This window comes from Achromobacter sp. EB05 (assembly GCF_044232075.1).
GTDB lineage: Bacteria > Pseudomonadota > Gammaproteobacteria > Burkholderiales > Burkholderiaceae_B > Achromobacter > Achromobacter dolens.
This window is the reverse complement of record NZ_CP155917.1, coordinates 4982330-5004055: the sequence shown is the minus strand read 5'-3', so window position 1 is coordinate 5004055 and position 21726 is coordinate 4982330. Positions and strand designations below refer to the sequence as shown.

Annotated in this window: 20 protein-coding genes and 6 tRNA genes; 6 read left to right on the top strand and 20 right to left on the bottom strand. The window is 68.1% G+C overall.

Going from position 1 to position 21726, the window contains the following annotated elements:
- Nucleotides 1-6: 6 nt before the first annotated feature.
- On the top strand, nucleotides 7-891 hold the full coding sequence (locus AAID08_RS22855; RefSeq protein ID WP_054500968.1) for a dienelactone hydrolase family protein: 885 nt from the start codon (nucleotides 7-9) through the stop codon (nucleotides 889-891).
- 845 nt (nucleotides 892-1736) lie between these two features.
- Here AAID08_RS22855 and AAID08_RS22850 read toward each other — a convergent pair.
- Nucleotides 1737-2162, bottom strand: coding sequence for a hypothetical protein (locus AAID08_RS22850; RefSeq protein WP_054500969.1), 426 nt, complete (start codon nucleotides 2160-2162; stop codon nucleotides 1737-1739).
- Nucleotides 2163-2392: 230 nt separating this feature from the next.
- On the opposite strand from AAID08_RS22850, the gene AAID08_RS22845 reads away from it, so the two are divergent.
- Nucleotides 2393-2896, top strand: a complete 504-nt coding sequence (locus AAID08_RS22845; protein WP_395756914.1) for a peroxiredoxin — start codon at nucleotides 2393-2395, stop codon at nucleotides 2894-2896.
- An 89-nt stretch (nucleotides 2897-2985) separates the two neighbouring features.
- Nucleotides 2986-4401 (top strand): MFS transporter, encoded by a 1416-nt coding sequence (locus AAID08_RS22840; RefSeq protein ID WP_064522671.1) that lies wholly within the window; start codon nucleotides 2986-2988, stop codon nucleotides 4399-4401.
- 13 nt (nucleotides 4402-4414) lie between these two features.
- On the opposite strand, the gene AAID08_RS22835 is transcribed toward AAID08_RS22840, so the two are convergent.
- The 9 genes from AAID08_RS22835 to AAID08_RS22795 all read right to left on the bottom strand — a co-directional run bounded on the left by AAID08_RS22835 (nucleotide 4415) and on the right by AAID08_RS22795 (nucleotide 9128).
- On the bottom strand, nucleotides 4415-5302 hold the full coding sequence (locus tag AAID08_RS22835) for an EamA/RhaT family transporter (protein ID WP_395757836.1): 888 nt from the start codon (nucleotides 5300-5302) through the stop codon (nucleotides 4415-4417).
- Nucleotides 5303-5304: 2 nt separating this feature from the next.
- Nucleotides 5305-6318, bottom strand: coding sequence for a biotin synthase BioB (bioB, locus tag AAID08_RS22830; RefSeq protein ID WP_054500971.1), 1014 nt, complete (start codon nucleotides 6316-6318; stop codon nucleotides 5305-5307).
- A 247-nt stretch (nucleotides 6319-6565) separates the two neighbouring features.
- Complete coding sequence (locus AAID08_RS22825) at nucleotides 6566-8056, bottom strand: helix-turn-helix transcriptional regulator (protein WP_054500972.1); 1491 nt, start codon at nucleotides 8054-8056, stop codon at nucleotides 6566-6568.
- A 229-nt stretch (nucleotides 8057-8285) separates the two neighbouring features.
- A tRNA-Asp gene (locus AAID08_RS22820) sits at nucleotides 8286-8362 on the bottom strand.
- Nucleotides 8363-8444: 82 nt separating this feature from the next.
- Nucleotides 8445-8520, bottom strand: a tRNA-Glu gene (locus tag AAID08_RS22815).
- A 45-nt stretch (nucleotides 8521-8565) separates the two neighbouring features.
- Nucleotides 8566-8641: transfer RNA gene (locus AAID08_RS22810), tRNA-Ala, on the bottom strand.
- Nucleotides 8642-8744: 103 nt separating this feature from the next.
- Nucleotides 8745-8821: transfer RNA gene (locus tag AAID08_RS22805), tRNA-Asp, on the bottom strand.
- A gap of 76 nt (nucleotides 8822-8897) precedes the next feature.
- Nucleotides 8898-8973 (bottom strand) — tRNA-Glu (locus tag AAID08_RS22800).
- A 79-nt stretch (nucleotides 8974-9052) separates the two neighbouring features.
- Nucleotides 9053-9128, bottom strand: a tRNA-Ala gene (locus tag AAID08_RS22795).
- A gap of 373 nt (nucleotides 9129-9501) precedes the next feature.
- On the opposite strand from AAID08_RS22795, the gene AAID08_RS22790 reads away from it, so the two are divergent.
- The gene (locus AAID08_RS22790; protein ID WP_116793392.1) at nucleotides 9502-10557 is read left to right on the top strand and encodes an aldo/keto reductase; all 1056 of its coding nucleotides are present in this window, start codon (nucleotides 9502-9504) and stop codon (nucleotides 10555-10557) included.
- Between the two features lie 77 nt (nucleotides 10558-10634).
- Here AAID08_RS22790 and lnt read toward each other — a convergent pair whose 3' ends face one another.
- From lnt to miaB, 5 genes are all read right to left on the bottom strand, one after another.
- Entirely contained in the window at nucleotides 10635-12266 is a 1632-nt protein-coding gene (gene lnt, locus AAID08_RS22785) for an apolipoprotein N-acyltransferase (RefSeq protein WP_054500973.1), read from the bottom strand.
- Nucleotides 12263-13153: an HlyC/CorC family transporter gene (locus AAID08_RS22780; protein ID WP_064522666.1), complete on the bottom strand. Its 891-nt coding sequence runs from the start codon at nucleotides 13151-13153 to the stop codon at nucleotides 12263-12265. The genes lnt and AAID08_RS22780 overlap by 4 nt, the downstream gene beginning before the upstream one ends.
- A gap of 153 nt (nucleotides 13154-13306) precedes the next feature.
- Entirely contained in the window at nucleotides 13307-13780 is a 474-nt protein-coding gene (gene ybeY, locus AAID08_RS22775; RefSeq protein ID WP_054500975.1) for an rRNA maturation RNase YbeY, read from the bottom strand.
- Nucleotides 13770-14795, bottom strand: coding sequence for a PhoH family protein (locus AAID08_RS22770; protein ID WP_054500976.1), 1026 nt, complete (start codon nucleotides 14793-14795; stop codon nucleotides 13770-13772). The genes ybeY and AAID08_RS22770 overlap by 11 nt, the downstream gene beginning before the upstream one ends.
- Nucleotides 14792-16225 (bottom strand): tRNA (N6-isopentenyl adenosine(37)-C2)-methylthiotransferase MiaB, encoded by a 1434-nt coding sequence (miaB, locus tag AAID08_RS22765; RefSeq protein WP_054500977.1) that lies wholly within the window; start codon nucleotides 16223-16225, stop codon nucleotides 14792-14794. The genes AAID08_RS22770 and miaB overlap by 4 nt, the downstream gene beginning before the upstream one ends.
- 165 nt (nucleotides 16226-16390) lie before the next feature.
- On the opposite strand from miaB, the gene AAID08_RS22760 reads away from it, so the two are divergent.
- Entirely contained in the window at nucleotides 16391-17152 is a 762-nt protein-coding gene (locus AAID08_RS22760; protein ID WP_175147124.1) for a phosphatase PAP2 family protein, read from the top strand.
- A 78-nt stretch (nucleotides 17153-17230) separates the two neighbouring features.
- Here the strand turns inward: AAID08_RS22760 and AAID08_RS22755 are convergent, their stop codons facing one another.
- The 3 genes from AAID08_RS22755 to AAID08_RS22745 form a co-directional block, all read right to left on the bottom strand.
- Nucleotides 17231-17944: an alanyl-tRNA editing protein gene (locus tag AAID08_RS22755; protein ID WP_064522925.1), complete on the bottom strand. Its 714-nt coding sequence runs from the start codon at nucleotides 17942-17944 to the stop codon at nucleotides 17231-17233.
- A 35-nt stretch (nucleotides 17945-17979) separates the two neighbouring features.
- On the bottom strand, nucleotides 17980-18657 hold the full coding sequence (locus tag AAID08_RS22750; protein ID WP_064522927.1) for a VOC family protein: 678 nt from the start codon (nucleotides 18655-18657) through the stop codon (nucleotides 17980-17982).
- A gap of 82 nt (nucleotides 18658-18739) precedes the next feature.
- Nucleotides 18740-19648 carry a LysR family transcriptional regulator gene (locus AAID08_RS22745; RefSeq protein ID WP_054500980.1) on the bottom strand — a complete coding sequence of 303 codons (909 nt, stop codon included), beginning with the start codon at nucleotides 19646-19648 and terminating at the stop codon, nucleotides 18740-18742.
- 120 nt (nucleotides 19649-19768) lie between these two features.
- Between AAID08_RS22745 and AAID08_RS22740 the strand changes: the two genes are divergently transcribed.
- The gene (locus tag AAID08_RS22740) at nucleotides 19769-20974 is read left to right on the top strand and encodes an MFS transporter (protein ID WP_156330712.1); all 1206 of its coding nucleotides are present in this window, start codon (nucleotides 19769-19771) and stop codon (nucleotides 20972-20974) included.
- Here AAID08_RS22740 and AAID08_RS22735 read toward each other — a convergent pair.
- A complete protein-coding gene (locus AAID08_RS22735; RefSeq protein ID WP_054500981.1) occupies nucleotides 20964-21275 on the bottom strand; it encodes a helix-turn-helix domain-containing protein in 312 nt (103 codons plus the stop codon). The genes AAID08_RS22740 and AAID08_RS22735 overlap by 11 nt on opposite strands.
- Nucleotides 21272-21640: a type II toxin-antitoxin system RelE/ParE family toxin gene (locus tag AAID08_RS22730; protein ID WP_006386650.1), complete on the bottom strand. Its 369-nt coding sequence runs from the start codon at nucleotides 21638-21640 to the stop codon at nucleotides 21272-21274. The genes AAID08_RS22735 and AAID08_RS22730 overlap by 4 nt, the downstream gene beginning before the upstream one ends.
- Nucleotides 21641-21726: the final 86 nt, after the last annotated feature.

Sequence of the window (21726 nt, the reverse complement as noted above, 5' to 3'; positions counted from 1 at the left end):
TGCATGATGAAAGACCAGGACGCGCATTTCGACAGCCTGCTGCCGCCCCTCAAGCTGGACCGCCGTGGCTTCATCGCCACCACCGTCGCCGCCGGCTTCTCGCTGGCCGCCGGCCCCGCCGTCGCGCAGACCGCCATCAAGACCGACGCCAGCGGCCTGACCGCCGGCAAGGTGGACATCCCCACCGCCGATGGCAAGATGCCCGCCTACCGCGCCGCGCCCGCCGGCAAGAAGAACCTGCCGACGCTGCTGGTGGTGTCCGAGATCTTTGGCGTGCACGAATACATCCAGGACGTCTGCCGCCGCCTGGCGCACCTGGGCTACCTGGCCATCGCGCCCGAGCTGTTCGCGCGCCAGGGCGACCCCTCCAAATACACCGACATCCCCAAGCTGCAGGCCGAGATCATCAGCAAGGTGCCCGACAAGCAGGTGCGGGATGATCTCGACGCCACGGTCGCCTGGGCCGCCGCCCACGGCGGCAGCGACGACAAGCTCGGCATTCTCGGCTTCTGCTGGGGCGGCCGCCAGGTCTGGCTCTACGCCGCCCACAACCCCAAGCTCAAGGCCGGCGCCGCCTGGTACGGCCAGTTGGGCGGCGACCCGAGCGAACTCAAGCCCCGATCGGTCCTGAGCCTGGTCAACGACCTCAAGGCCCCGGTCCTGGGTGCCTACGGCGGCAAGGACGCCGGCATCCCCCAGACCGACGTCGACAAGATGCGCATCGAACTCGCCAAGGGCCCCGCCGCCGCCAAGGCCTCCCGCATCGACGTCTACCCCGAAGCCCCCCACGCCTTCCACGCCGACTATCGGCCGAGTTACCGCAAGGCCGAGGCGGAGCAGGCTTGGCAGAGGATGCTGGACTGGTTCAAGCAGAATGGGTTGGGTGGTTGAGGCGTTGCGGTTGTTCTTCGTAGGCCGCCCCTGGCGTCGGCCGGGCAGGCGGGGCGCGCCCACGATTGCGGTCCGGAGCCTTCGCTCCGGACTTCCCCCTCGTCATCTTCGTTGTCGCCTTCGGCGACGGCCTTCAGATTCCCTCGGGCGCATCGAGGTTGCGCCCCGCCTGCCCGGCCGACGCCAGGCGCTACCGACATCTGCATAGGTGAGGCCGCTCGGGCGGGGTGAGGGGAGAGATCTTGCGTCGCCCGCCGGGACCGGCTGCGCGGGCAGCCGGTCCCGGCGTACGCTTTAGCTGTGCGTCGTGAGAGCGGCGCTGCGCGCGGGGGGGAGGGCGCGGCACGAGGGAGATACAGGTCAAGCGCCGCGACCCTTCATGTCGCACGGGAACGTGAACGCGCGACGCAGTTTCAAAGCCAGGCGCCCAAAAGCTCCAAAGCCAATTCCACAAGCTTCAAAGCCAAGCCTGCCCACGCGCGCAGCGTTCATCCTGGCCTGCAAGACCCCGCGTAAGCCAAAAAAGGCCGCCCGCGCGGCCGCCTTTTGGCGGGCCCCGCAAACTCCTCCCACCCCCGTTGACGTGGCCAACCACGCCAAGCACCCCATTCGCCCCAGCACCGCGGGCACCAAGACATCATGAGCCCGGCGGGACGGCGCAGGCGGAGGGCGGGGCGTGTAGATGCGCCCGACGGAAACCGTAGGCAGCCGCCGCAGGCGGCAACGAGGTTGAGGACGGGGCAGTCCGGAGCGAACGCTCCGGACCGCAATCGTAGCCCCGCCCTCCGCCTGCGCCGTCCCGCCGGGCGGCTCAAGAACCCAAACCCCCACTCACAAAAAAGCGATCACTTCTCCGCACTCTCCCCCGGCAACCCATCACTAACCTCAGCCAACGCCGCCTTCATGTCCTCATAAGAAATCACCCGCTCATTCTGAAAACTCCCCAGCACCCCCCGGCACCCGTCGACGCCGGACCGCTTCATCTCCTCCATCATCCGCGTCCCATCCGCCAACCCCTTCTGATAGAGCCCGTCATACCCCGCCGCCGAAAACCCATATTCCTTGGCATACCGCTCCAGGTTCTTGCGCGAGGTCGCCTGGTGCTGCGCCAGGTCGGGTTCCGACGCCCCGCACGAACGGGCCGCGCCGTTGGAGGCGCCCGCGGCCACCACGAAGGATTCGAACTGGGCCTGCTCGGCCGCGTCGGGCGCGGCCCAGGCCGGGGCGGCCACGGCCATCGTAAGGGCCAGGCCGATCAGCATCTTGCGCATCGGTTTGTCTCCGCAAAGCGCCCGCGCGCGGCCATCGCGCGCGGGCATTGAACACGCCCACATTATGGCAACGAACCCCGCGCCGCCCCGCGTGTGGAGTCGTTTCAGACTGTGCGGGTTTTTTTCCCGATCTGTCCGGCGGGCCAGCAAGCGCAACAGACACGAACTATGATGAGGGCTGTGGGGCACCTCCGCCCCAATGCAACACCCCCAACACTGGAGATTTCCCCATGAGCATCAAAGTCGGCGATCGCGTGCCTGATGGCACCCTGACCGAATTCATCGAAACCGAAAGCGAAGGCTGCTCGCTCGGCCCCAACGCCTTCCAGGTCGCCGACCTGACCCGCGGCAAGACCATCGCCCTGTTCGCGCTGCCCGGCGCATTCACGCCGACCTGCTCGGCCAAGCACCTGCCCGGCTACGTCGAGCAGGCCGCCGCCCTGAAGGCCAAGGGCGTCGATGAGATCTGGTGCGTGTCCGTCAACGACGCCTTCGTCATGGGCGCCTGGGGCCGCGAACAGAATACCGCCGGCAAGGTCCGCATGCTGGCCGACGGTTCCGCCCTCTGGACCAAGGCCCTGGGCCTGGAGCTGGACCTGATCCAGCGCGGCATGGGCGTGCGCTCGCAGCGCTATTCGGCCCTGATCGTCGACGGCGTGGTCAAGCAATTGAACGTCGAAGGCCCCGGCAAGTTCGAAGTCAGCGACGCCGCGACCCTGTTGTCGCAACTCTGATTTCCCGCGCAGTTCCCGTTTCATCGCTCAATGCGCGGGCCGCCCTGGCGGTCCGCGCCGCTACCTCCCGGCAGAGGTAGCCAGACGCCATGCTCGCAACCCTCTCTTCTTTCTCGTCGCTCTATTTCGCGACCCTGCTGATGCTCATCGGCACCGGTCTGTTCAACACCTACATGGGGTTGAGGCTGACCGCGCAGTCCGTCAGCGAGATCTGGATCGGCGCCCTGATCGCCGGCTATTACCTGGGCCTGGTGTGCGGCGCGCGGCTGGGGCACAAGCTCATCATCCGCGTCGGCCACATCCGCGCCTTCGTTGCCTGTGCCGCCGTCGCCACCAGCATGATCCTGGCGCAGACGCTGGTCGACTCCATGCCGCTGTGGCTGGTGTTCCGCGTCATCTCGGGCATTGTCATGGTGACCGAATTCATGGTCATCGAAAGCTGGCTCAACGAACAGACCGAAAACCACCAGCGCGGGCGCGTGTTCTCCGTCTACATGGTGGTGTCCGGCCTGGGCACGGTGCTGGGGCAACTGGCCCTGACCGCCTACGCCACGCTCGACCTGCGGCCATTGACCCTGGTCGCCATGTGCCTGGTGCTGTGCCTGGTGCCCATCGCCGTCACGGCGCGCTCGCACCCGCCGACCCCGCTGCCGGCCGCGCTCGACATCCGTTTCTTCATGCGCCGCGTGCCGCTGTCCATGACCGTGCTGTTCGTGGCCGGCAACCTGTCCGGCGCCTTCTATGGCCTGGCGGCCGTGTACGGCGCCAAGCACGGCCTGACGACCTCGCAGGCCGCCGTGTTCGTGGCCGCCGCCGTCACCGCCGGGCTGCTGTCGCAATGGCCCATGGGCTGGCTGTCCGACCGCATCAACCGCGCCGGCCTGATCCGCTTCAATGCGTTGCTGCTGGTGGTGCTGCCGACCGTCATGTGGGGCTGGCTGACCTTGCCCTATTGGGCGCTGGTGGCCATGTCCTGCGTCTTCGGCATCCTGCAGTTCACCCTGTATCCGCTGGGCGCCGCCTTCGCCAACGACCACGTCGAATCCGAGCGCCGCGTCAGCCTGTCGGCGGTGCTGCTCATGACCTACGGCGTCGGCGCCTGCGTCGGCCCGATGATCGCCGGCCTGCTGATGTCGCTGGCCGGCCCCAGCATGTATTACGTCTTCATCTCGGCCTGCGCGCTCATCCTCGTGTGGCAGGTGCGCCCGACGCGCGTCACCGGCGCCCATCAGGTCGAGGAAGCGCCGGTGCATTTCGTGCCGATGCCGGACACGCTGCAGAGTTCGCCGGCCGCCGCGGTGCTGGACCCGCGGGTCGATGTGGAGAACGACATCGGCATCGAGATGGTCCAACCCGAGCCTTCGGCCGCGCCTGCCTCGGCGCCGGTGGAAGGCGCCGGCGCGGTGGATCCCCCCATCGCGGCCATGACCGCCACGGCCGAGCCGGCGCGGGCCGAGCCCGATGCCGAGGATCAGGCGGCGCGGCAGCCCCGCACCGGCACCTGAGCGCCGGGGGCGCTCACCACGGGGTCATCAGCAGGATGGCCCCCAGCGCCAGCGCCAGGCCCACGCCGTTCAGGCGCGTCAGGGGTTCGCGGAACGCCAGTGCTCCGACCAGCGTGCCCAGCGTGATCACGCCCATGTTCATGGACGCGAACACCAGCGCGGGATGCTCGGGCAGCGCCTGGTGGGCGCGGATATAGGTGATGATGTTGCCGAAATTCACCACCCCCAGCGCCACGCCGGCCGCCAGATGGCGCGGGGCCCAGCGGGCGCGGCGCCAGAGCAGGTAGGCCAGCATCAGCGCGCTGGCCAGCGCGAACGCCAGCAGCAGGCCGCCGGCGAACCCGGTGCCGGCGCGCGCCACCTGTTTGAACAGGATGTCGACCACGCCATAGGCCACCCACACCGACAACGGCCACAGCCACGGCGCGCGGCGTCCGGCCGTGTCCGTATCGCGCGCCGGCGTGGCCGCTTCGGGCTCGGGCGCGGGGCGCCGCAACAGGCAGAACAGGGCGGCGAAGGCCAGCGCGATGGCGCCCAGCTTGCGGCCGCTGACCGGCTCGCCGAACAGCAGGAACGCCGCCAGCAGCGGGATGAACAGCGACAACCGCTGCGCGGCGTCGCTGCGCACCACGCCGGCATGGCGCACGGCCAGCGCCATCGCTATGAAGCCGCTGGGCAGCAGCACGCCCAGCGCCGCCAGCACCAGCCACGGCGTCTGTGGTGTCAGCAGCGCCACGGGGTCCGGCCGCAGCACGGCCCAGCAGAGCAGGGCGGCCACGGCGTGGTTGGCCATGATGGCCTGGCGCACGTCCACCTGCCAGCGCCGCGCCAGCTTCAGCATCGCCGCCACGGCGACACTGCAGGTGACGCTGGCCAGCAGGTAGGACAGGCCCGGAGTCAGCGTCACGCCGACAGGTCCTGGTGCGTGTGCTGGCCGGCGTCGATGCGCATGCCCAGGCGTTGCAGCAGGCGCTGGTCGGCCTCCATGCGCGGATTGCCCGTGGTCAGCAGCACGTCGCCGTAGAACATCGAGTTGGCGCCGGCCATGAAGCACAGCGCCTGCATGGCCTCATCCATGGCCTCGCGCCCGGCCGAGAGGCGCACCACGGCGCGCGGCATGGTGATGCGCGCCACGGCGATGGTGCGCACGAACTCGAACGGATCGAGCGGCTCGGCGTCGGCCAGTGGCGTGCCTTCCACCCGCATCAGGTTGTTGATCGGCACCGACTCGGGATAGGGCTCCATGTTGGCCAGTTGCGCGATCAGGCCGGCGCGCTCCTGGCGCGATTCGCCCATGCCGACGATGCCGCCGCAGCAGACGTTGATGCCGGCGCCACGCACGCGGTCCAGCGTATCGAGGCGGTCCTGGTAAGTGCGGGTGGTGACGATCTTGCCGTAGAACTCGGGCGAGGTGTCGAGGTTGTGGTTGTAGTAGTCCAGGCCGGCGGCCTTGAGTTGTTCGGCCTGGCCTTCGCGCAGCATGCCCAGTGTGACGCAGGTCTCCAGCCCCAGCGCCTTGACCGCGCTGACCATCTCGGCCACGGCCTCCAGGTGGTGCGGCTTGGGGCTGCGCCAGGCGGCGCCCATGCAAAAGCGCTGCGCCCCGCCTGCCTGCGCGGCGCGGGCCGCGGCCAGCACCTCGTCCAGCGGCATCAGCTTTTCCGCTTCCAGGCCGGTGTCGTAGCGCGACGACTGCGAGCAATAGCCGCAGTCCTCGGGACAGCCGCCGGTCTTGATCGACAGCAGGCTCGAGAGCTGGATGCCGTTGGGGTCGAAATGGGCGCGGTGCGTCTGCTGGGCGCGGAATACCAGGTCCATGAACGGCAGGGCATAGAGCGCCATCACTGCGGCGCTGCTCCAGGCGGGCGCGGGCTGCGCCTTGGGCGGCTTGGGAACGGGAATGTAGGCGGTCTGCATCAACGGGCTCCAGAAGGCTTGCGGGGCTCTCGCCGGCCCCGTGGAGGGCGGCTAGATCGGCGGATCGTAAGAACCTGCGCAGGGTTTGCGCAATCTGGGGCGCAATGCGGATTTTGGCGGGGAGTTGCCTGGTGTTTTGCTGGAAATCGCGCTTTTTGGAGGCGGACGGAATCGAACGCGGCGGCATCTCCGCGCAGCGCGATACCCCGATTATTTTGATTCAATTTGTAAATCCGGGCGGGCGATGTCAGCCCGCGCCGGACTTGCCGCGGGGGCGGGGTTTCTCATGGCCGGTGATACCGCGGTCGCGGGCCCAGACGATGGCCGCGCTGCGCCGATGCACGCCGATCTTGCTGTAGATGGTGGCCACGTGATTGCGCACCGTGTTGCGCGAAAGGCGCAACTGGCGGGCGATATCGTCGTCGTCATGGCCTTGGCACAGCAGGCCCAGCACCTCGCGCTCACGCGCGGTCAGTTGCGCCAGCTCGGCCACGTCGCGCGCCGCCGGCGCCGGGGCGCGCAATTGCGCCAGCTTCTCGATGATGCCGCGGCTGAACCATGAGGTGTCCTGCATCACCGCCTCGATCGCGGTCAGCAGCTCGGTTTCGCTGCGTTTGCGTTCGGAGATGTCCTGCATCACCAGCAGCACGCGGCGCTCGTCGCCGATCATGACCGGCTCGGCCGACGCCAGGCAAGCCAGCACGGCGCCGTCCGGCGTGGCCAGCGCGGCTTCGCGGTTGCGGATGCTCTCGCCGCGCGCCAGGCTGTCGGCCATGCCGTCGAACGGGCGCAGGCCGAGCGTGGTCAGTTCCTGGCCCGCGCCGTCCTGCGCCGACACGCCCACGGCCTGCGCGAACGCGTCATTGATATCCAGCGCGCGCAGCGATTCGCCGTCGCACAGCGCCATCGGCACAGGCGCCAGCCGGAACGCCTTGGAGAAACGTTCCTCGCTCTGCTGCAGGGCTTCCTCGGCGCGCTTGCGCTTTTCCAGGTCGATGAAGGTGAACAGCATGCACGGCTCGTCCTGCATGTCGATCGGCTGGCCGGCGACGATGACGAACCTGGCGCCGCCGTCGCCCAGCCGCAGCACGCCCTCGCGCTGGGTGATGGTCAGGCCCGCGTTCAACTTGGCCACCGCGTCCTCCTTGTCCTCGCCGCCATCGAGCACGTCGAGTTCGTAGGCCGATTTGCCCAGCACCGCCTCGCGCGTCAGGCCCGTCATGTCCAGGAAGCCCTGGTTCACTTTCACGTAGCGCAGGTCGGACAGCCGGCAGATGAGCGCCGGCGCGGGATTGGCGGCAAAGGTGCGTTCGAAGCGCTGTTCGGCATTGAAGGCTTCGGTCTGGTCGTCCAGGATCAGCACGCGATAGTCCGTGCCGTCGTCTTCCAGCAGCAGGCCCCGCGCCCGGATGTTGCGCAGGAAGTCGGGATCGTCCTTGCGCGTCAGGTCCAGCAGCAAATCGTCGAATGCCGTGCCCGCGGCCAATCGATCCAGCGGATACTGCCGGGCGGGAACGCGATGGTGATTGCGGTAGGTCAGCGCATAACGCTTGCGGTAGCCCGCGGGTGTGTTGCCCAACGCCTCCAGTGTGTCGATCCCATGCAGCGCCAGTGCGCTGGCGTTGGCCCAGGCGATGACGCCATCGGCCTCGAGCAGGATGATGCCTTCGTTCAGGCCTGCGATGATGCGTTGCAGGTGTTGGCGATGCGGGTGTGGAGCGGCGTTGCTGGCGGTCACGTGGGCCTCTTGGCTTGGCTGGCACAAGCGCACAGGATGCGTTGCGCGGCGCGGCCTGTCTAGAGGATAAACGGACGAGAAGGGGGAACGGGCGTCTCGGCGCGGGTCGCCGCGAAAAGCAAAAAAGCTCCGGAATCCGGAGCTTTTGGCGGGCGCTTTCTGGCGCAGTGCAGGAAGACTCCTGCGGAACAACTGGATCTTGCGGCTTGCTGGGATGCACGCAAGTGCTTGGCGGAGCGGACGGGGCTCGAACCCGCGACCCCCGGCGTGACAGGCCGGTATTCTAACCAACTGAACTACCGCTCCGCAGCGGTCTACAACAACAACACTTGGCAGCGCACCATCTTGTCAGGACGGCTTCGCAGATCCGGTAGGCGAGCCAGCGAACTGGCGTCCCCTAGGGGATTCGAACCCCTGTACTCACCGTGAAAGGGTGATGTCCTAGGCCTCTAGACGAAGGGGACCGGAAACTGCAACTGCTCGAACTACTGTACTACTTACTGCTTTACTGGTGGAGGTAAGCGGGATCGAACCGCTGACCTCTTGCATGCCATGCAAGCGCTCTCCCAGCTGAGCTATACCCCCCAGAATCCCTGCTGTTCCAACCTGCAAACAACAAGGCTTACACCCTATAAATGCAAAAAGCTCCAGGGACGGAGCTCTTGAAAGGCACTGCGTAGAGCGCTTTTGGCGGAGCGGACGGGGCTCGAACCCGCGACCCCCGGCGTGACAGGCCGGTATTCTAACCAACTGAACTACCGCTCCGCAGCGGCTTACTCAACTACTGTGTCACTTCAACTGCACTTTGGTACTACAAAACTCTGTACTGCTGCCAGTGAACTGGCGTCCCCTAGGGGATTCGAACCCCTGTACTCACCGTGAAAGGGTGATGTCCTAGGCCTCTAGACGAAGGGGACTTGGACTTGCTGTCGACTTGCTGTCTTTACTGCGCGTTTTACCGCGAGTTTTCCTGCTCTACTACTCTTCGCTTTGGACTGGTGGAGGTAAGCGGGATCGAACCGCTGACCTCTTGCATGCCATGCAAGCGCTCTCCCAGCTGAGCTATACCCCCGTTCTTCTAATCAACTCCTGCCACGTTTTACGTTTTTTCCGATCGCTTTCGCGGTCGTTTTTCGTATCTCGTTGCCGGTTTTGTTTAGTGCCGTTGGCGAAGAAACGAGATTATGCACGAACTAATTTCGGCGTGCAAGTCGGTTGGGTGCAAAAAACGAAAAAGTTGCATTGAAGTCGCGTTCAGGGGGACGCATGCGTGGCATGCGGGGGCATACGTTGGCATGCGGCGAGGGGCGTCAGCCGCTTCCGCGACGCCGGGCCCCGGGCGCACAATCCCGGAAAATCAACGGCTTGGACGAGTGCTATCGTGACTGCTGCGGGAACCCGGGTGGAATCCGCCATGATGTTTTGCCGGCAGGAGATTTTTTCGCATGAGCACCACGACTTCTTTTCCCACGCGTCCGCTGGGACGCAGCGACATGTCGATCACGCGCATTGGCGTGGGCGCCTGGGCGATGGGCGGCAACGCCTGGGCCATCGGCTGGGGGCCGCAGGATGACGCCGACTCGATCGCCGCTATCCGCCTCGCGGTCGATCGCGGCATCAACTGGATCGATACCGCCGCCGTCTATGGACTGGGCCATGCCGAGGAGGTGGTGGGCCGTGCGCTGGCGCAGATGAGCCCCGGCGAGCGGCCCTACGTCTTCACCAAGTGCGGCCTGACCTGGTCCCCCGAGCAGCCGCAGGCGACCCCGCGGCGCACCGGCGCGCCGGCCAGCATCCGCCGCGAAATCGAGGGGTCGCTGCGCCGGCTGCGCGTCGAGCGCATCGACCTGTACCAGATGCACTGGCCGGCCGGCGACGGCACGCCGCTGGAGGTCTATTGGCAGGAATTGCTGGACCTCAGGCGGGAGGGCAAGGTGCGCGCCGTCGGCCTGTCCAACCATAACCTGGCGCAGTTGCAGGACGCCGAGGCGCTGGGGCACGTGGAGTCGCTGCAGCCGCCGTTCTCGGCGATCCAGCGCGGCGCCGGCGCCGACCTGATTCCGTGGTGCGCGCAGAACGGCACCGGCGTCATTGTCTACAGCCCCATGCAGTCGGGCCTGTTGAGCGGCGGCTTTTCGGCCGAGCGGGCGCGGACCCTGCGCGCGGACGACTGGCGCTCGCGCAATGCCGAATTCCAGCCGCCCAACCTGGCGCGCAACCTGGCGCTGGCCGAAGCGCTCAAGCCCATCGCCGAGCGCCACGGCACGACCCAGGCCGCGGTCGCCATCGCCTGGACGCTGGCATGGCCGGGGGTCACCGGCGCCATCGTCGGCATGCGCAACGCGGCCCAGGTCGACGGCGTGCTGGGCGCGGCGGAACTGGAACTGGATAGCGATGATCTGGCGCGCATCGCGGATGCGATCGAGCTGACGGGCGCGGGAATGGGGCCGCTGCGGCCGGCCGACGACAGCGGCGCGCTGCCTGTCGACTTGTTGCGCTAGGGACGCGCCGGGAAAGGGGCGCCGGCACAGGCCCGGGGTGGGGAGCCGGGCCAGGCCGAGGCCGACCCGTTCCGGGTTCAGGGACGGCGCGCGCGGCTGACGCCGAAGGCGGCAATCAGCGCCAGGCCGATCAGCGCCAGCGCCGACTTGTCGCCGAAGCGGGCATAAGGCGTCAGGCCGGCCATGCCCTGCACCGAGACCGGCAGCACGCCCGGCTGCAGCGGCGCCAGTTGGGCGGCAACGTTGCCCTTGGCGTCGATGGCCGCCGTGATGCCGGTGTTGGTGGCGGTCAGCATCGGCCGCGCGGTCTCGATTGTGCGCAGGCGCCCGATCTGCAGATGCTGGCGCAACGCCCAGGTATCGCCGAACCAGCCCAGGTTGCTGACGTTCACCAGAATGGTGGCGCCCGGTTCGCCATCGGGGCCGGGCTGCAGCGCGGGCAGCAGGTCGGGACCGAACAGGTCTTCATAGCAGATGTTGAAGGCGATGTGCTGGCCGCCCACGGCGAATGGCGTCTGGCGCTCGCCGCCACGGTCGAAATCGCCCAGCGGGATGTTCAGCATGTCGACGAACCAGTGGAAGCCCGGCGGCACGTATTCACCCCAGGGCACCAGGTGGCGCTTGTCGTAGCGCATCGCGGTGCTGCCGCCCGTCAGTTGTTCCAGCGGCGTCCGGCCATCGAAGCCCATGACGCTGTTGGTGTAGCGGTCGCGGCCATTGCGCACGTCGTGGATCGGCACCCCCATGGCGATCACGGCATTCTGCCGCGCCGCCACCTGGCGCCAGACGTCCCAGACGCGCGGATCGAGCTGGTCCTGGAAGATCGGCAGCACCGTTTCCGGCAGGATCACCATCTGCGGCGGCGGCACCCCCGGCGCCGGCGGCATCGCCGCCAGTTCCAGGTGGCGGCGCAGGCTCTGGTCGAGCAGCGCCGGATCGAATTTCTGCGACTGCTCGATGTTGCCCTGGACCAGACGCACGTTCAGTGGTTCGCCGCTGGGCGCGGACCAGTCGATGCGGGACAGCGGCCAGCCGGCGGCGGCCAATGCCAGCGCCACCCCGGCGGCCAGCGCGTGGCGGCCGTCGCGCGGCTGCTTCTGCAGGCCCGCGGGACGCCACAGGCTGGCGAGGGCGGCGGCGGCGAAGGCCGACAGCAGGGCCATGCCGTGCACGCCCAGCAGCGGGGCCCAGCCAGCGATGGGGCTGTCGACCTGTGCGTAGCCGATGTTGAGCCACGGAAAGCCGGTCAGCAGCACCGCGCGGACCCATTCGAAGCCGGCCCACAGCGCGCCCCAGGCCAGCGTGCCGGACAGCACCCGTCCCGGCGTCGAGTCGGCCGCCAGCGGGACATAGCGCCGCGCCAGCGCGCCGGCGGTGGCCGGGAACAGCGCCAGGAAGGCCGCCAGCGCCAGCACCGCGGCCACCGCCAGCGGCGCGGCCAGGTCGCCGTAGCGGTGCAGGCTGATGAAGATCCAGTACAGCCCCAGCGCGTAAGTGGCGAAGCTGAACAGCCAGCCGCGCAGCCAGGCCTGGCGCGCCGAGGGCGCGTACAGCGTGACGCGGGCGGCCACCGCCAGCGCCAGGACCTGGGTGACGGCCAGCGCCCAGCCTGGCAGCGGGCCGGGGGCGAAGGTGAGGGCGTGGACGGCGCCGGCCAGCGTCAGGCCGGCCGCGCCCAACAGGAACGGACCGCGGGGGGCGCGACTCATGCGTCGGAGTCGGGCTGGACGCCGCGGGAGGGCGCCACGCGCTTGACGCGCAGCCAGATGGCGCGACGCGCGTCGCCGCGCGCCACTTCGAGCTTCAATCCGTCGAACTCGGCGACGTCGCCGCGGCGCGGGATGCGTCCCAACTGCCCGCCCATCCAGCCGCCGACGCTGTCGTACTCGTCGTCGGGCAACAGGCAGCCGAACACGTCGTTGAAGTGCGAGATGTCGGTGGCGGCCAGCACGCGCCACTGGTTCTCGCCCTCGGGGAAGATCGAGTCTTCCTCGGTTTCGTCGAATTCGTCCTCGATGTCGCCGACGATCTGCTCCAGCACGTCTTCCATCGTCACCAGGCCGGAGATGCCGCCGTGCTCGTCGATGACGATGGCCTGGTGGTTGCGGCTGGCGCGGAACTCGTGCAGCAGCACGTTCAGGCGCTTGGATTCGGGGATGAACACGGCCGGGCGAACCAGCGTGCGCACCTCGATGCCGGGTTCCAGCATGCAGCGCAGCAGGTCCTTGGCGAGCAGGATGCCGATGATGTTGTCGCGGTCGCCTTCGTACACCGGGAACCGCGAGTGAGCGGTTTCGATCACGTTGGCCACCAGGTAGGGAATGGGCTGCGTGACGTCGAGCAGGTCCATGCGCGAGCGCGGCACCATGATGTCGCCGACGGTGCCTTCGGACACGGCCAGCGCGCCCTTGATCATCTTGTAGGACTCCGCGTCCAGCAGGTCGCGGTCATGCGCGGCTTCCAGGATGGCCTTGATGCCTTCGCGGTCCTCGGGCTCGCGGCGCACGAGGGAAAGCAGGCGGTCTAGAAGGGATTTGGTGGCGGGTTTGGATGAGCGAGCGGGCGTCGCTTCGGGAGCAGGGTAGGGGTCAGACATCGTCCGGGAGGACAAGTTAGGGAGGAGTCAGCATAACCGAATCTGGCGCGCAATTTGTAACGCGGCCCGCGAAAATGGGGCCAACCGACGCGATCTGCGCCTTGCAGGCCGCCATTTCGCGTCGATTGCTCAGGGTTGACCCGAGGGGCGGAATCAGCGCTCCTGGTAGGGGTCGGCGATGCCCATGCGGGCCAGCGTGGCGGTTTCCAGCGCTTCCATGCGGCGGGCGTCGCGCGCCTTGATGTGGTCGTAGCCGAGCGAATGCAGCACGCCGTGAAGCGTCAGGTGGGCGGCATGGTCCAGCAGCGCCTTGCGCTGTTCGCGCGCCTCGCGCACCAGCACCGGCACGCACATCACGATGTCGCCGCGCGCCACGCCCAGCGGATCCACGCCGTATTCGAACGTCAGCACGTTGGTGGCGTAGTCGCGCTGGCGGAAATCGCGGTTCAGGCGGCGCCCCTCGGCCGCGCCCACCAGGCGCAGGCTGAGCTCGGCGGCGCTGAAGTCCACCAGGCCATCCTCGGCCGCGGCGGCCAGCGCCCGCTCGGCCCAGCGGCGCAGGCGCCAGCGCGGCAGGCGGGGCTCGTCGACCCCGTACTGGACGGAAAGGGACAGGTCAGGCGTCATTTTCCGCCGCTCGGTCGTAGGCATCGACGATGCGCGCCACCAGGGGATGGCGCACCACGTCGCGGCTGGTGAAGCGGGTGGTGGCGATGCCCTGCACGTCGTGCAGCACCTTGACGGCGTGCGCCAGGCCGCTTTCCTGGCCGCGCGGCAGGTCCACCTGCGACGGGTCGCCGGTGATGACGGCCTTGCTGCCGAAGCCGATGCGCGTCAGGAACATCTTCATCTGTTCGGGCGTGGTGTTCTGCGCCTCGTCCAGGATGACGAAGGCGTGGTTCAGCGTGCGGCCGCGCATGTAGGCCAGCGGCGCGATCTCGATGGTCTGTTTCTCGAACAGGCGCTGCACTTTCTCGAAGCCCATCAGGTCGTACAGGGCGTCGTACAGCGGGCGCAGGTAGGGGTCGACCTTCTGCGCCAGATCGCCGGGCAGGAAGCCCAGCCGTTCGCCGGCTTCGACCGCCGGGCGCGTCAGCACCAGGCGCTGTACCGTGTCGCGCTCCATCGCGTCGATGGCGCAGGCCACCGCCAGCCAGGTCTTGCCGGTGCCGGCCGGACCCACGCCGAAGGTGATGTCGTGCTTGAGGATGTTGTTCAGGTAGTCGCGCTGGCGCGGGGTGCGCGGACGCAGGTCGCTGCGCTTGGTGCGCAGGGCGATGGCGTCGCTGTCATCGTCCAGCGCGGGCAGCGGGTCGGCCTCGCGGGCCGGCGCGTCCTGCAGTTTCTCTTCCTGGCGGCCGACGCCGATCTCGACCAGCCCGAGCTGGATGTCGTCGACCGACAGCGCGCGATGCACGGCCTGCTCATGGAAACGGCGCAGCACGCGGCCGGCCAGTTCGGCCTTGTCGCCTTCGATGGTGACGCGGCTGCCGCGGCGCGAGAGCTTCACGCCCATGCCGTCGGCGAGCTGGCGCAGGTTCTCGTCCAGCGGGCCGCACAGGTTGGCCAGGTGGGTGTTGTCGCCGTCCAGGATGACGACGGCGGGCAGGCTGCGGCGGGCGCGGGGGCGGGAAGTGGTCATTCGGCCTCTTGGGAGTCGCGGTCGACGTCGGCCACCCGGGCGCGCAGCGAATTGGTGTGCGCCTCGGTGATGATGACGTCGACCATCTGTCCGATGAGCCGCGCGGGCGCGGCGAAGTTGACAATGCGGTTGTTCTCGGTGCGGCCCATCAGCTCGTTCGGGTCGCGCCGCGACGGGCCTTCCACCAGCAGGCGCTGGCGGGTGCCGATCATGTTGCGGGCGATGGCGGCGGCCTGCTCGTTGATCAGCGCCTGCAGGCGCTGCAGGCGGCGCAGCTTGACGTCCTGCGGCGTGTCGTCGTGCAGGTCGGCGGCCGGCGTGCCGGGGCGGCGCGAGTAGACGAACGAGAACGAGGTGTCGAAACCGACGTCCTCGATCAGCTTCATGGTCTTTTCGAAGTCTTCCTCGGTCTCGCCGGGGAAGCCGACGATGAAGTCCGACGACAGCGTCAGGTCGGGACGCGCGGCGCGCAGGCGGCGCACGACCGACTTGAATTCCAGCGTGGTGTAGCCGCGCTTCATGGCCGCCAGCACGCGGTCGCTGCCGGCCTGCACCGGCAGGTGCAGGAACGACACCAGCTTGGGCAGGCGGGCGTAGGCGTCCACCATGCGCTGGGTCATTTCCTTGGGGTGCGAGGTGGTGTAGCGGATGCGCTCGATGCCGGGAATCTCGTGCACGTATTCCAGCAGCATGGCGAAATCGGCGATCTCGTCGCTGTCGCTCATGCGGCCGCGGTAGGCGTTGACGTTCTGGCCCAGCAGGGTGACTTCCTTGACGCCCTGGTCGGCCAGGTCGGCCACTTCGACCAGCACGTCGTCGAACGGCCGCGAGACTTCCTCGCCGCGCGTGTAGGGCACGACACAGAAGCTGCAGTACTTGCTACAGCCTTCCATGATCGAGACGAAGGCGGTGGCGCCGTCGACGCGCGGCGGCGGCATGTTGTCGAACTTCTCGATCTCGGGGAAGCTGATGTCAACCTGCGAGCGGCCTTCGGCGCGGCGGCGCTGGATCAGGTCGGGCAGGCGGTGCAGGGTCTGCGGGCCGAACACCACGTCCACATAGGGCGCGCGCTTGACGATGGCCTCGCCTTCCTGGCTGGCGACACAGCCGCCCACGCCGATCACCAGGTTCGGGTTGGTCTTTTTCAGGTGCTGCACGCGGCCCAGGTCGGAAAAGACCTTTTCCTGGGCCTTTTCGCGCACCGAACAGGTGTTGAACAGGATGACGTCGGCTTCTTCCGGATTGTCGGTCAGTTCCAGCCCCTGGTCGCCGCGCAGCACGTCGGCCATCTTGTCCGAGTCGTACTCGTTCATCTGGCAGCCGAAGGTGCGGATGTAAAGCTTGCGGGGAGCGCCGGTGGCGGGGGCGGGCGGGACGGCGGCGGCGCCGTCTTGCGCGTGAGGCACGCGCTTGAGGGAAGTTTCTTGCATGTCGGTCGCCGTGACGGGTGTAGATCCCGGGGGCAGTGGAGAGGGGAAAAGCGGAATTTTACCCCTTGCTGCAAATTTCCTTCATGCAGACGAAATGCAGGGTTACGATAGCTGGCCCTCGCAGATTCCCTTTCCGAGAACAATTATCTTTACGCGACCGGTCCGATGACGACGAATCCCTCCCTTCCGCCGGCCGCCACGCTCGCGCCCGGCGCCGCAGCCGCCGCGACGGACGAGTTCCGCAATCCGCTGTCGACCTCCGCCTGGCTGCTGGCCGGTCTCGGGGTGGCGCTGGTGGCCGCGGTCTGCGCCCTGTGGGTCGACCTGCCGCTGGCGATCTGGATCCGGCAATCGGTCAGCGACGGGGTCAATACCTCGTTCGAGTGGATCGGCGAAATGGGCGAAAGCGGCCGCTACATCGGCGTGGCGCTGGCGTTCTACATCGTCGGCCTGGTCGGCCTGGCGCGCGGCTGGCGCAATCCGGTGCGCATGAGCTACGCCAGCATGGCGCGCGGCAGCCTGCTGATGCTGTCGACCATGGCGGTCGGCGGGCTGGTGGTGCTGGTGCTCAAGCGCTTGGTGGCGCGCGCCCGTCCCGAGCTGTTCTTCGAGAAGGGCATCTACGGGCTGGGCGAGTCGTTCTCGCGCGCCAACCAGTTCAATTCCTTTCCTTCCAGCCACACCTACGCCGCCTTCGCGGTGGCGGTGACGCTCGGCATCCTGGCGCCGCGCTGGCGCTGGGCCTTCCTGTCGCTGGCCGCACTGGTCGCCGCCAGCCGCCTGGTCAACCTGGATCACTACCTGTCCGACGTGCTGACCGCCGCCGCGATTGCCATCGCCGTGGGTCACCTGCTGGCGCCGCGGGTGCTCTGTAGCAAGTACCAGTGGCCGCTGCGCGCGCCGTGGCGCTGGTGGAAGAAGGGCTGAGCGCGCCGCGAGGCGCCGCCGACGGACTTCAATGAAAATGGCCGCCATGCAGGCGGCCATTTTCATTGGCGGCAAGGTTCAGGCGAACGCCACCACCACGCGGCGGTTGGTGCGGCTTTTCTTTTCGATCTTGGTGACCGTGACGGGGCCGATCTCGCCGGTGTTGGCCACGTGCGTGCCGCCACAGGGCTGGCGGTCCACGCCGGGGATCTCGATGATGCGGATGCGCGCCGCGCCGCCGGGCGGGGCGGCGCCGACCGTGCGCACCAGATCGGGCTGCGCCGCAAGTTCCTCGGGCGTGATGGTGTTGACGGTGACGTCGGTGCGGGCCTGGATCAGCGTGTTCAGGCGCTCGGTCAGGTCGGCCTTGTCGAGCGTCGACTCGGGCAGGTCGAAGTCGATGCGGGCCGAGTCGGGCGAAATGCTGCAGCCGGTGACGGGCGCCGGCACCAGCGAACCGAGCAGGTGCAGACAGGTGTGCAGGCGCATCAGCCGGTGGCGGCGCGGCCAGTCGATGCGCACGGTGACGCGGTCGCCGACCTGCGGCGCCGCGGCGCCCTCGGCCAGCACGTGCAGGATGCGGCGGCGGTCTTCAGCGTAGACGGTGTCGGCCACCGGCAGCGCGCGGCCATCGGCCAGCGTCAGCGTGCCGCTGTCGCCGGCCTGCCCGCCGCTGCGGGCGTAGCAGAGGGTCTGGTCCAGTTCGACGCCGTCGGCGCCGACGGCGATGACGGTGGCCTCGCACTGCTGCTCGTAGGGCGCGTCGTCGAAGCGCTTGAGGGTGACGCTCATGGGGATGTCTCCGTTGTCTTTCCGTGTGGTGTGGGTCAGGCCAGGATCCGGATGCCCCGGTCGGTCTCGATGGCGGCCTGCAGGCGTGGCGGGCCGTCGGCCTGCTCGATGGCGATGAGCGCGTCCGCGCCCAGCCAGGCCAGCCCCTGGCGCAGCAGCGCCGCGCGCGGGTGGGTGCCGGCCAGCGCCACGAGGGTCAGCGGCTGGCGCGGCAGGCTGACGCCGGGATAGGCGTCCACATCCCACTGGATCAGGGTCGGCAGCAGGCCGTCGCCGGCCGTTGCGCCCGCTTCGCGCCAGGCCGGCAGGCTGCCGTCGTCGGGCACCGTAAGGCGCCAGCGCAGGTCGCCGCGGGTCATGGGGATGGCGGGCGCGATGCGATCGGGGTGCCGAGCCTGCCATGCGCTCAGGTCAGCGGGCGCCTCGACTCGCGCCGCCCAGTGCGCCAGGAACGGCCCTTCGGCCAGGCGCGCCCGCATGGCCGGCTGGTCCAGCCCGAACCAGCGCGGCCGCTGCGGCGCGGGCGCGTCCGGGTCGATGGCGATCACTTCCAGGTACACGCCGCCCGCCATGCCCAGCACGCGGTTGTGGGTGCCCATGCGCGGATGCGCGCCGCCGCCCGTGGGCGCGATGCCCAGCAGGTCGGCCACGTGGCGCGTGCCGCTGTCCAGGTCGGCGGCGGCGACGACGAGATGATCGAGAGCGAGTTTCATGAGGCCTATGGTAGTGAATACGGCGGCGGCTGTACCCGTACACCGGACGCCAGGACGGGCTATACAGTCGTGGCCGACGGGATCAGGCGATCCGCAGTTCCTCGGTCAGCATGGCGAGCACCGCGTCCACCTTGGGCAGCAATTGCTTGCCGACCGGCCACAGCAGGTGCAGCGGCAGGCCGTCGGTGGCCAGCGCCGGCAGGACCGGTGCCAGTTCACCGCGCGTAATTGCTTCGTCCACCAGCCAGGTGGCCAACTGTGCGATGCCGCAGCCCGCCTTGACGGCCGCGACCTGCGCGTCGCCGCTGCCGGCGATGATACGGCCGGTCATCGCGCGCCGCTCGATCTGGCCGTCGGCGTGAGCGATCAGCCATGGACTGACGCTGCCATCGGCCTTGCCGTAGAGGACGGCATCATGCCGCGCCAAATCGTCCGCCGAGGCGGGCGCGCCCCGGCGGGCCAGGTAGGCGGGCGACGCGCAGAAGAGCAGGCGTTCGCGGCCCAGATGGCGACATCCGATCGAGGCGGGCCAGTGATCCGGGCCGCCAATGCGCACTGCTACATCGATGCCTTCGTCGAGCAGATCGACGAACCGGTCGGTGAACGACACATGCGGCCGCAGACGGGGATGGCGTTCGGCAAAGCGCAGCAGCGGCGGCCAGACCCGCAGGCGGCCAAAGGTGGCCGGCGCGTCCACGCGCAGTCGGCCCACAGGTTCGTTCTGCTGCGCCGCCAGCACGGTTTCCGCTTCCTCCAGGTCGGTCAGCACCTGCGCGCACGTGCGGTAGAAGGCCGTGCCCGCCTCGGTCAGCGCCAGGCGGCGCGTGGTGCGCTCGAACAACCGGATGCCGAGCCGGGCTTCGAGACGCGCCACGCTCTTGCCGACCGCGGAGCTTGTCAGGTGGAGGCGTTCGGCGGCCGCGGTGAAGCTGCCCGCGCTGGCGGTCATTACAAACGCTTCGATGCCTTTGAGCCGTTCGGAGGGCGTCATACGGGCCTCTATTGATGAACTAAATTCCAATATACTCAGAAAATATATCCGAGATAGGAAATTTAGTCTTCAATAGACTTGTGCGTTCCATTCATTCCCCTGGAGCGCTTTCGCATGTCCATGCTCGTTGCGCCCCGCGCCGCCGTTCTGGCGGGCCGGGGCGGCCTGTCCATCGCGATTCTTGCGGTGGCGGCCTTTGTCATTGTCACCACCGAGTACCTGATCGTCGGCCTGTTGCCAGCGCTGGCGCGTGACCTCGGCATTTCGATTTCCGCCGCGGGCCAGCTGGTGACCCTGTTCGCCTTCACCGTGATGCTGTTCGGGCCGGTGCTGACCGTGCTGCTGTCGCACGTCGAACGCAAGCGGCTGTTCGTCGTCATTCTGTTGATTTTCGCGGTGTCCAACGCCCTGGCTGCCATGGCGCCGAACCTGTGGGTGCTGGCCGTTGCTCGCTTCATTCCTGCGCTGGCGTTGCCGGTATTCTGGGGCACGGCCAGCGAGACGGCGGGGCAACTGGTCGAACCGCAACGTGCCGGACGCGCGGTATCGCAGGTCTACCTGGGCATCTCCGCCGCGTTGCTGTTCGGCATCCCGCTGGGCACGCTGGTGTCGGAGGCCATCGGCTGGCGTGGCGCGCTGTGGGGGCTGGCAGGGTTGTCGCTGTTGATGGCGCTGGCCCTGACGCGCTGCATGCCGGCCATGGCGCGGCCGCCCCGCCTGCGGATCGGAGAGCAGGCCCGTATTCTCAGGAACCCGGAGTTCATCGCGCAAGTGCTGCTGTCGGTGCTGGTGTTCACCGCCATGTTCACGGCTTACACCTATCTGGCCGACACACTGGAACGCGTTGCCGCGGTGGCGCCGGCGCGGGTCGGTTGGTGGCTGATGGGGTTCGGCGCCATCGGCCTGGTTGGCAACTGGTTCGGCGGCCGTCTGGTCGACCGCAACCCGCTGGGGGCCACCGCGTTCTTCTCGCTGCTTCTGGCGCTGGGCATGGCCGCCAGCGTGCCGCTGGCGGGCGCGGCGATGCCACTGGGGCTGGCCCTGGCAGTGTGGGGCATCGCCTATACCGCGCTGTTTCCCGTCTGCCAGGTGCGGGTGATGCACTCGGCGTCGCAGGCACAGGCGCTGGCCGGCACCTTGAACGTCTCCGCCGCCAACGCCGGCACGGGCCTTGGGGCGATTCTCGGCGGTTTGGCGATTTCGCTGTGGGGACTGGAAAGTGTCGGCTACGTGGCCGCGGGCATCGCGTCGGCGGCGGTGTTGGTGGCGATGAGCATGCGAAGCATGGGTACGAGATACCGAACGTCGACAAGGCCTAGAGGTTGACGCTGATTCCTGTCGTGTCGGATTGCCTTGCCTTGCGTACCCGTATCTCCACGTGCTGGTCCAGCGCGACCAGGGCTCGCATCAGCCGCTCCAGCGAGATGTTCTGTAATTGATAGCGGCGAATCTGGGAGACCTTGGGCTGGGTCATGCCGGTCAGGGCGGCAACCTGGGCCTGGGTGAGCTGGCGCTGGTCGATCAGATCGTTGAGCTTGATGGCGAGCTGCGCCTGGGTGGTCAGATCGGCGGCGTCGTCAAAGCCGAGGTCATGCAGAACATTCAGGGTGCCGGTAGTACGCGTCATGGTTGTCTCTTGTGGGGCCCATAGCGGGCCTGAACCTGTTTGAGCCGCCGGGTGATCAGGGCAATGTCGGGCCGCGGCGTGGAAACGCCCGATTTGGACTTCTTCTGGAATGCATGCAGTACATGCACGCCGTTGCCGATGCGTATCAGGTAGACGGCGCGGAACGTATCGCCCCGATGATCGTCGACCAGTTCAAACACGCCCGGCCCCAGTCCGTGCCATGGTTTGGACGCGGCCGGTCGCCGGCCCGACTGCACGATGAACAGACTCATCCCCAAGTGTTTCTGAACGGCCAGCGGGAAGGTCTGGAAGTCTTTTTTCGAGGAACCTTCCCAATACAGGGGACGAGGGAGTTCGATAAACATGAATATACCTGTTCGGATATAACTGTCAACCTCCGTGGCGACGGCTTTGGCAAAGGTATCCGCATGTAGGACGGGCGGCTATTCGT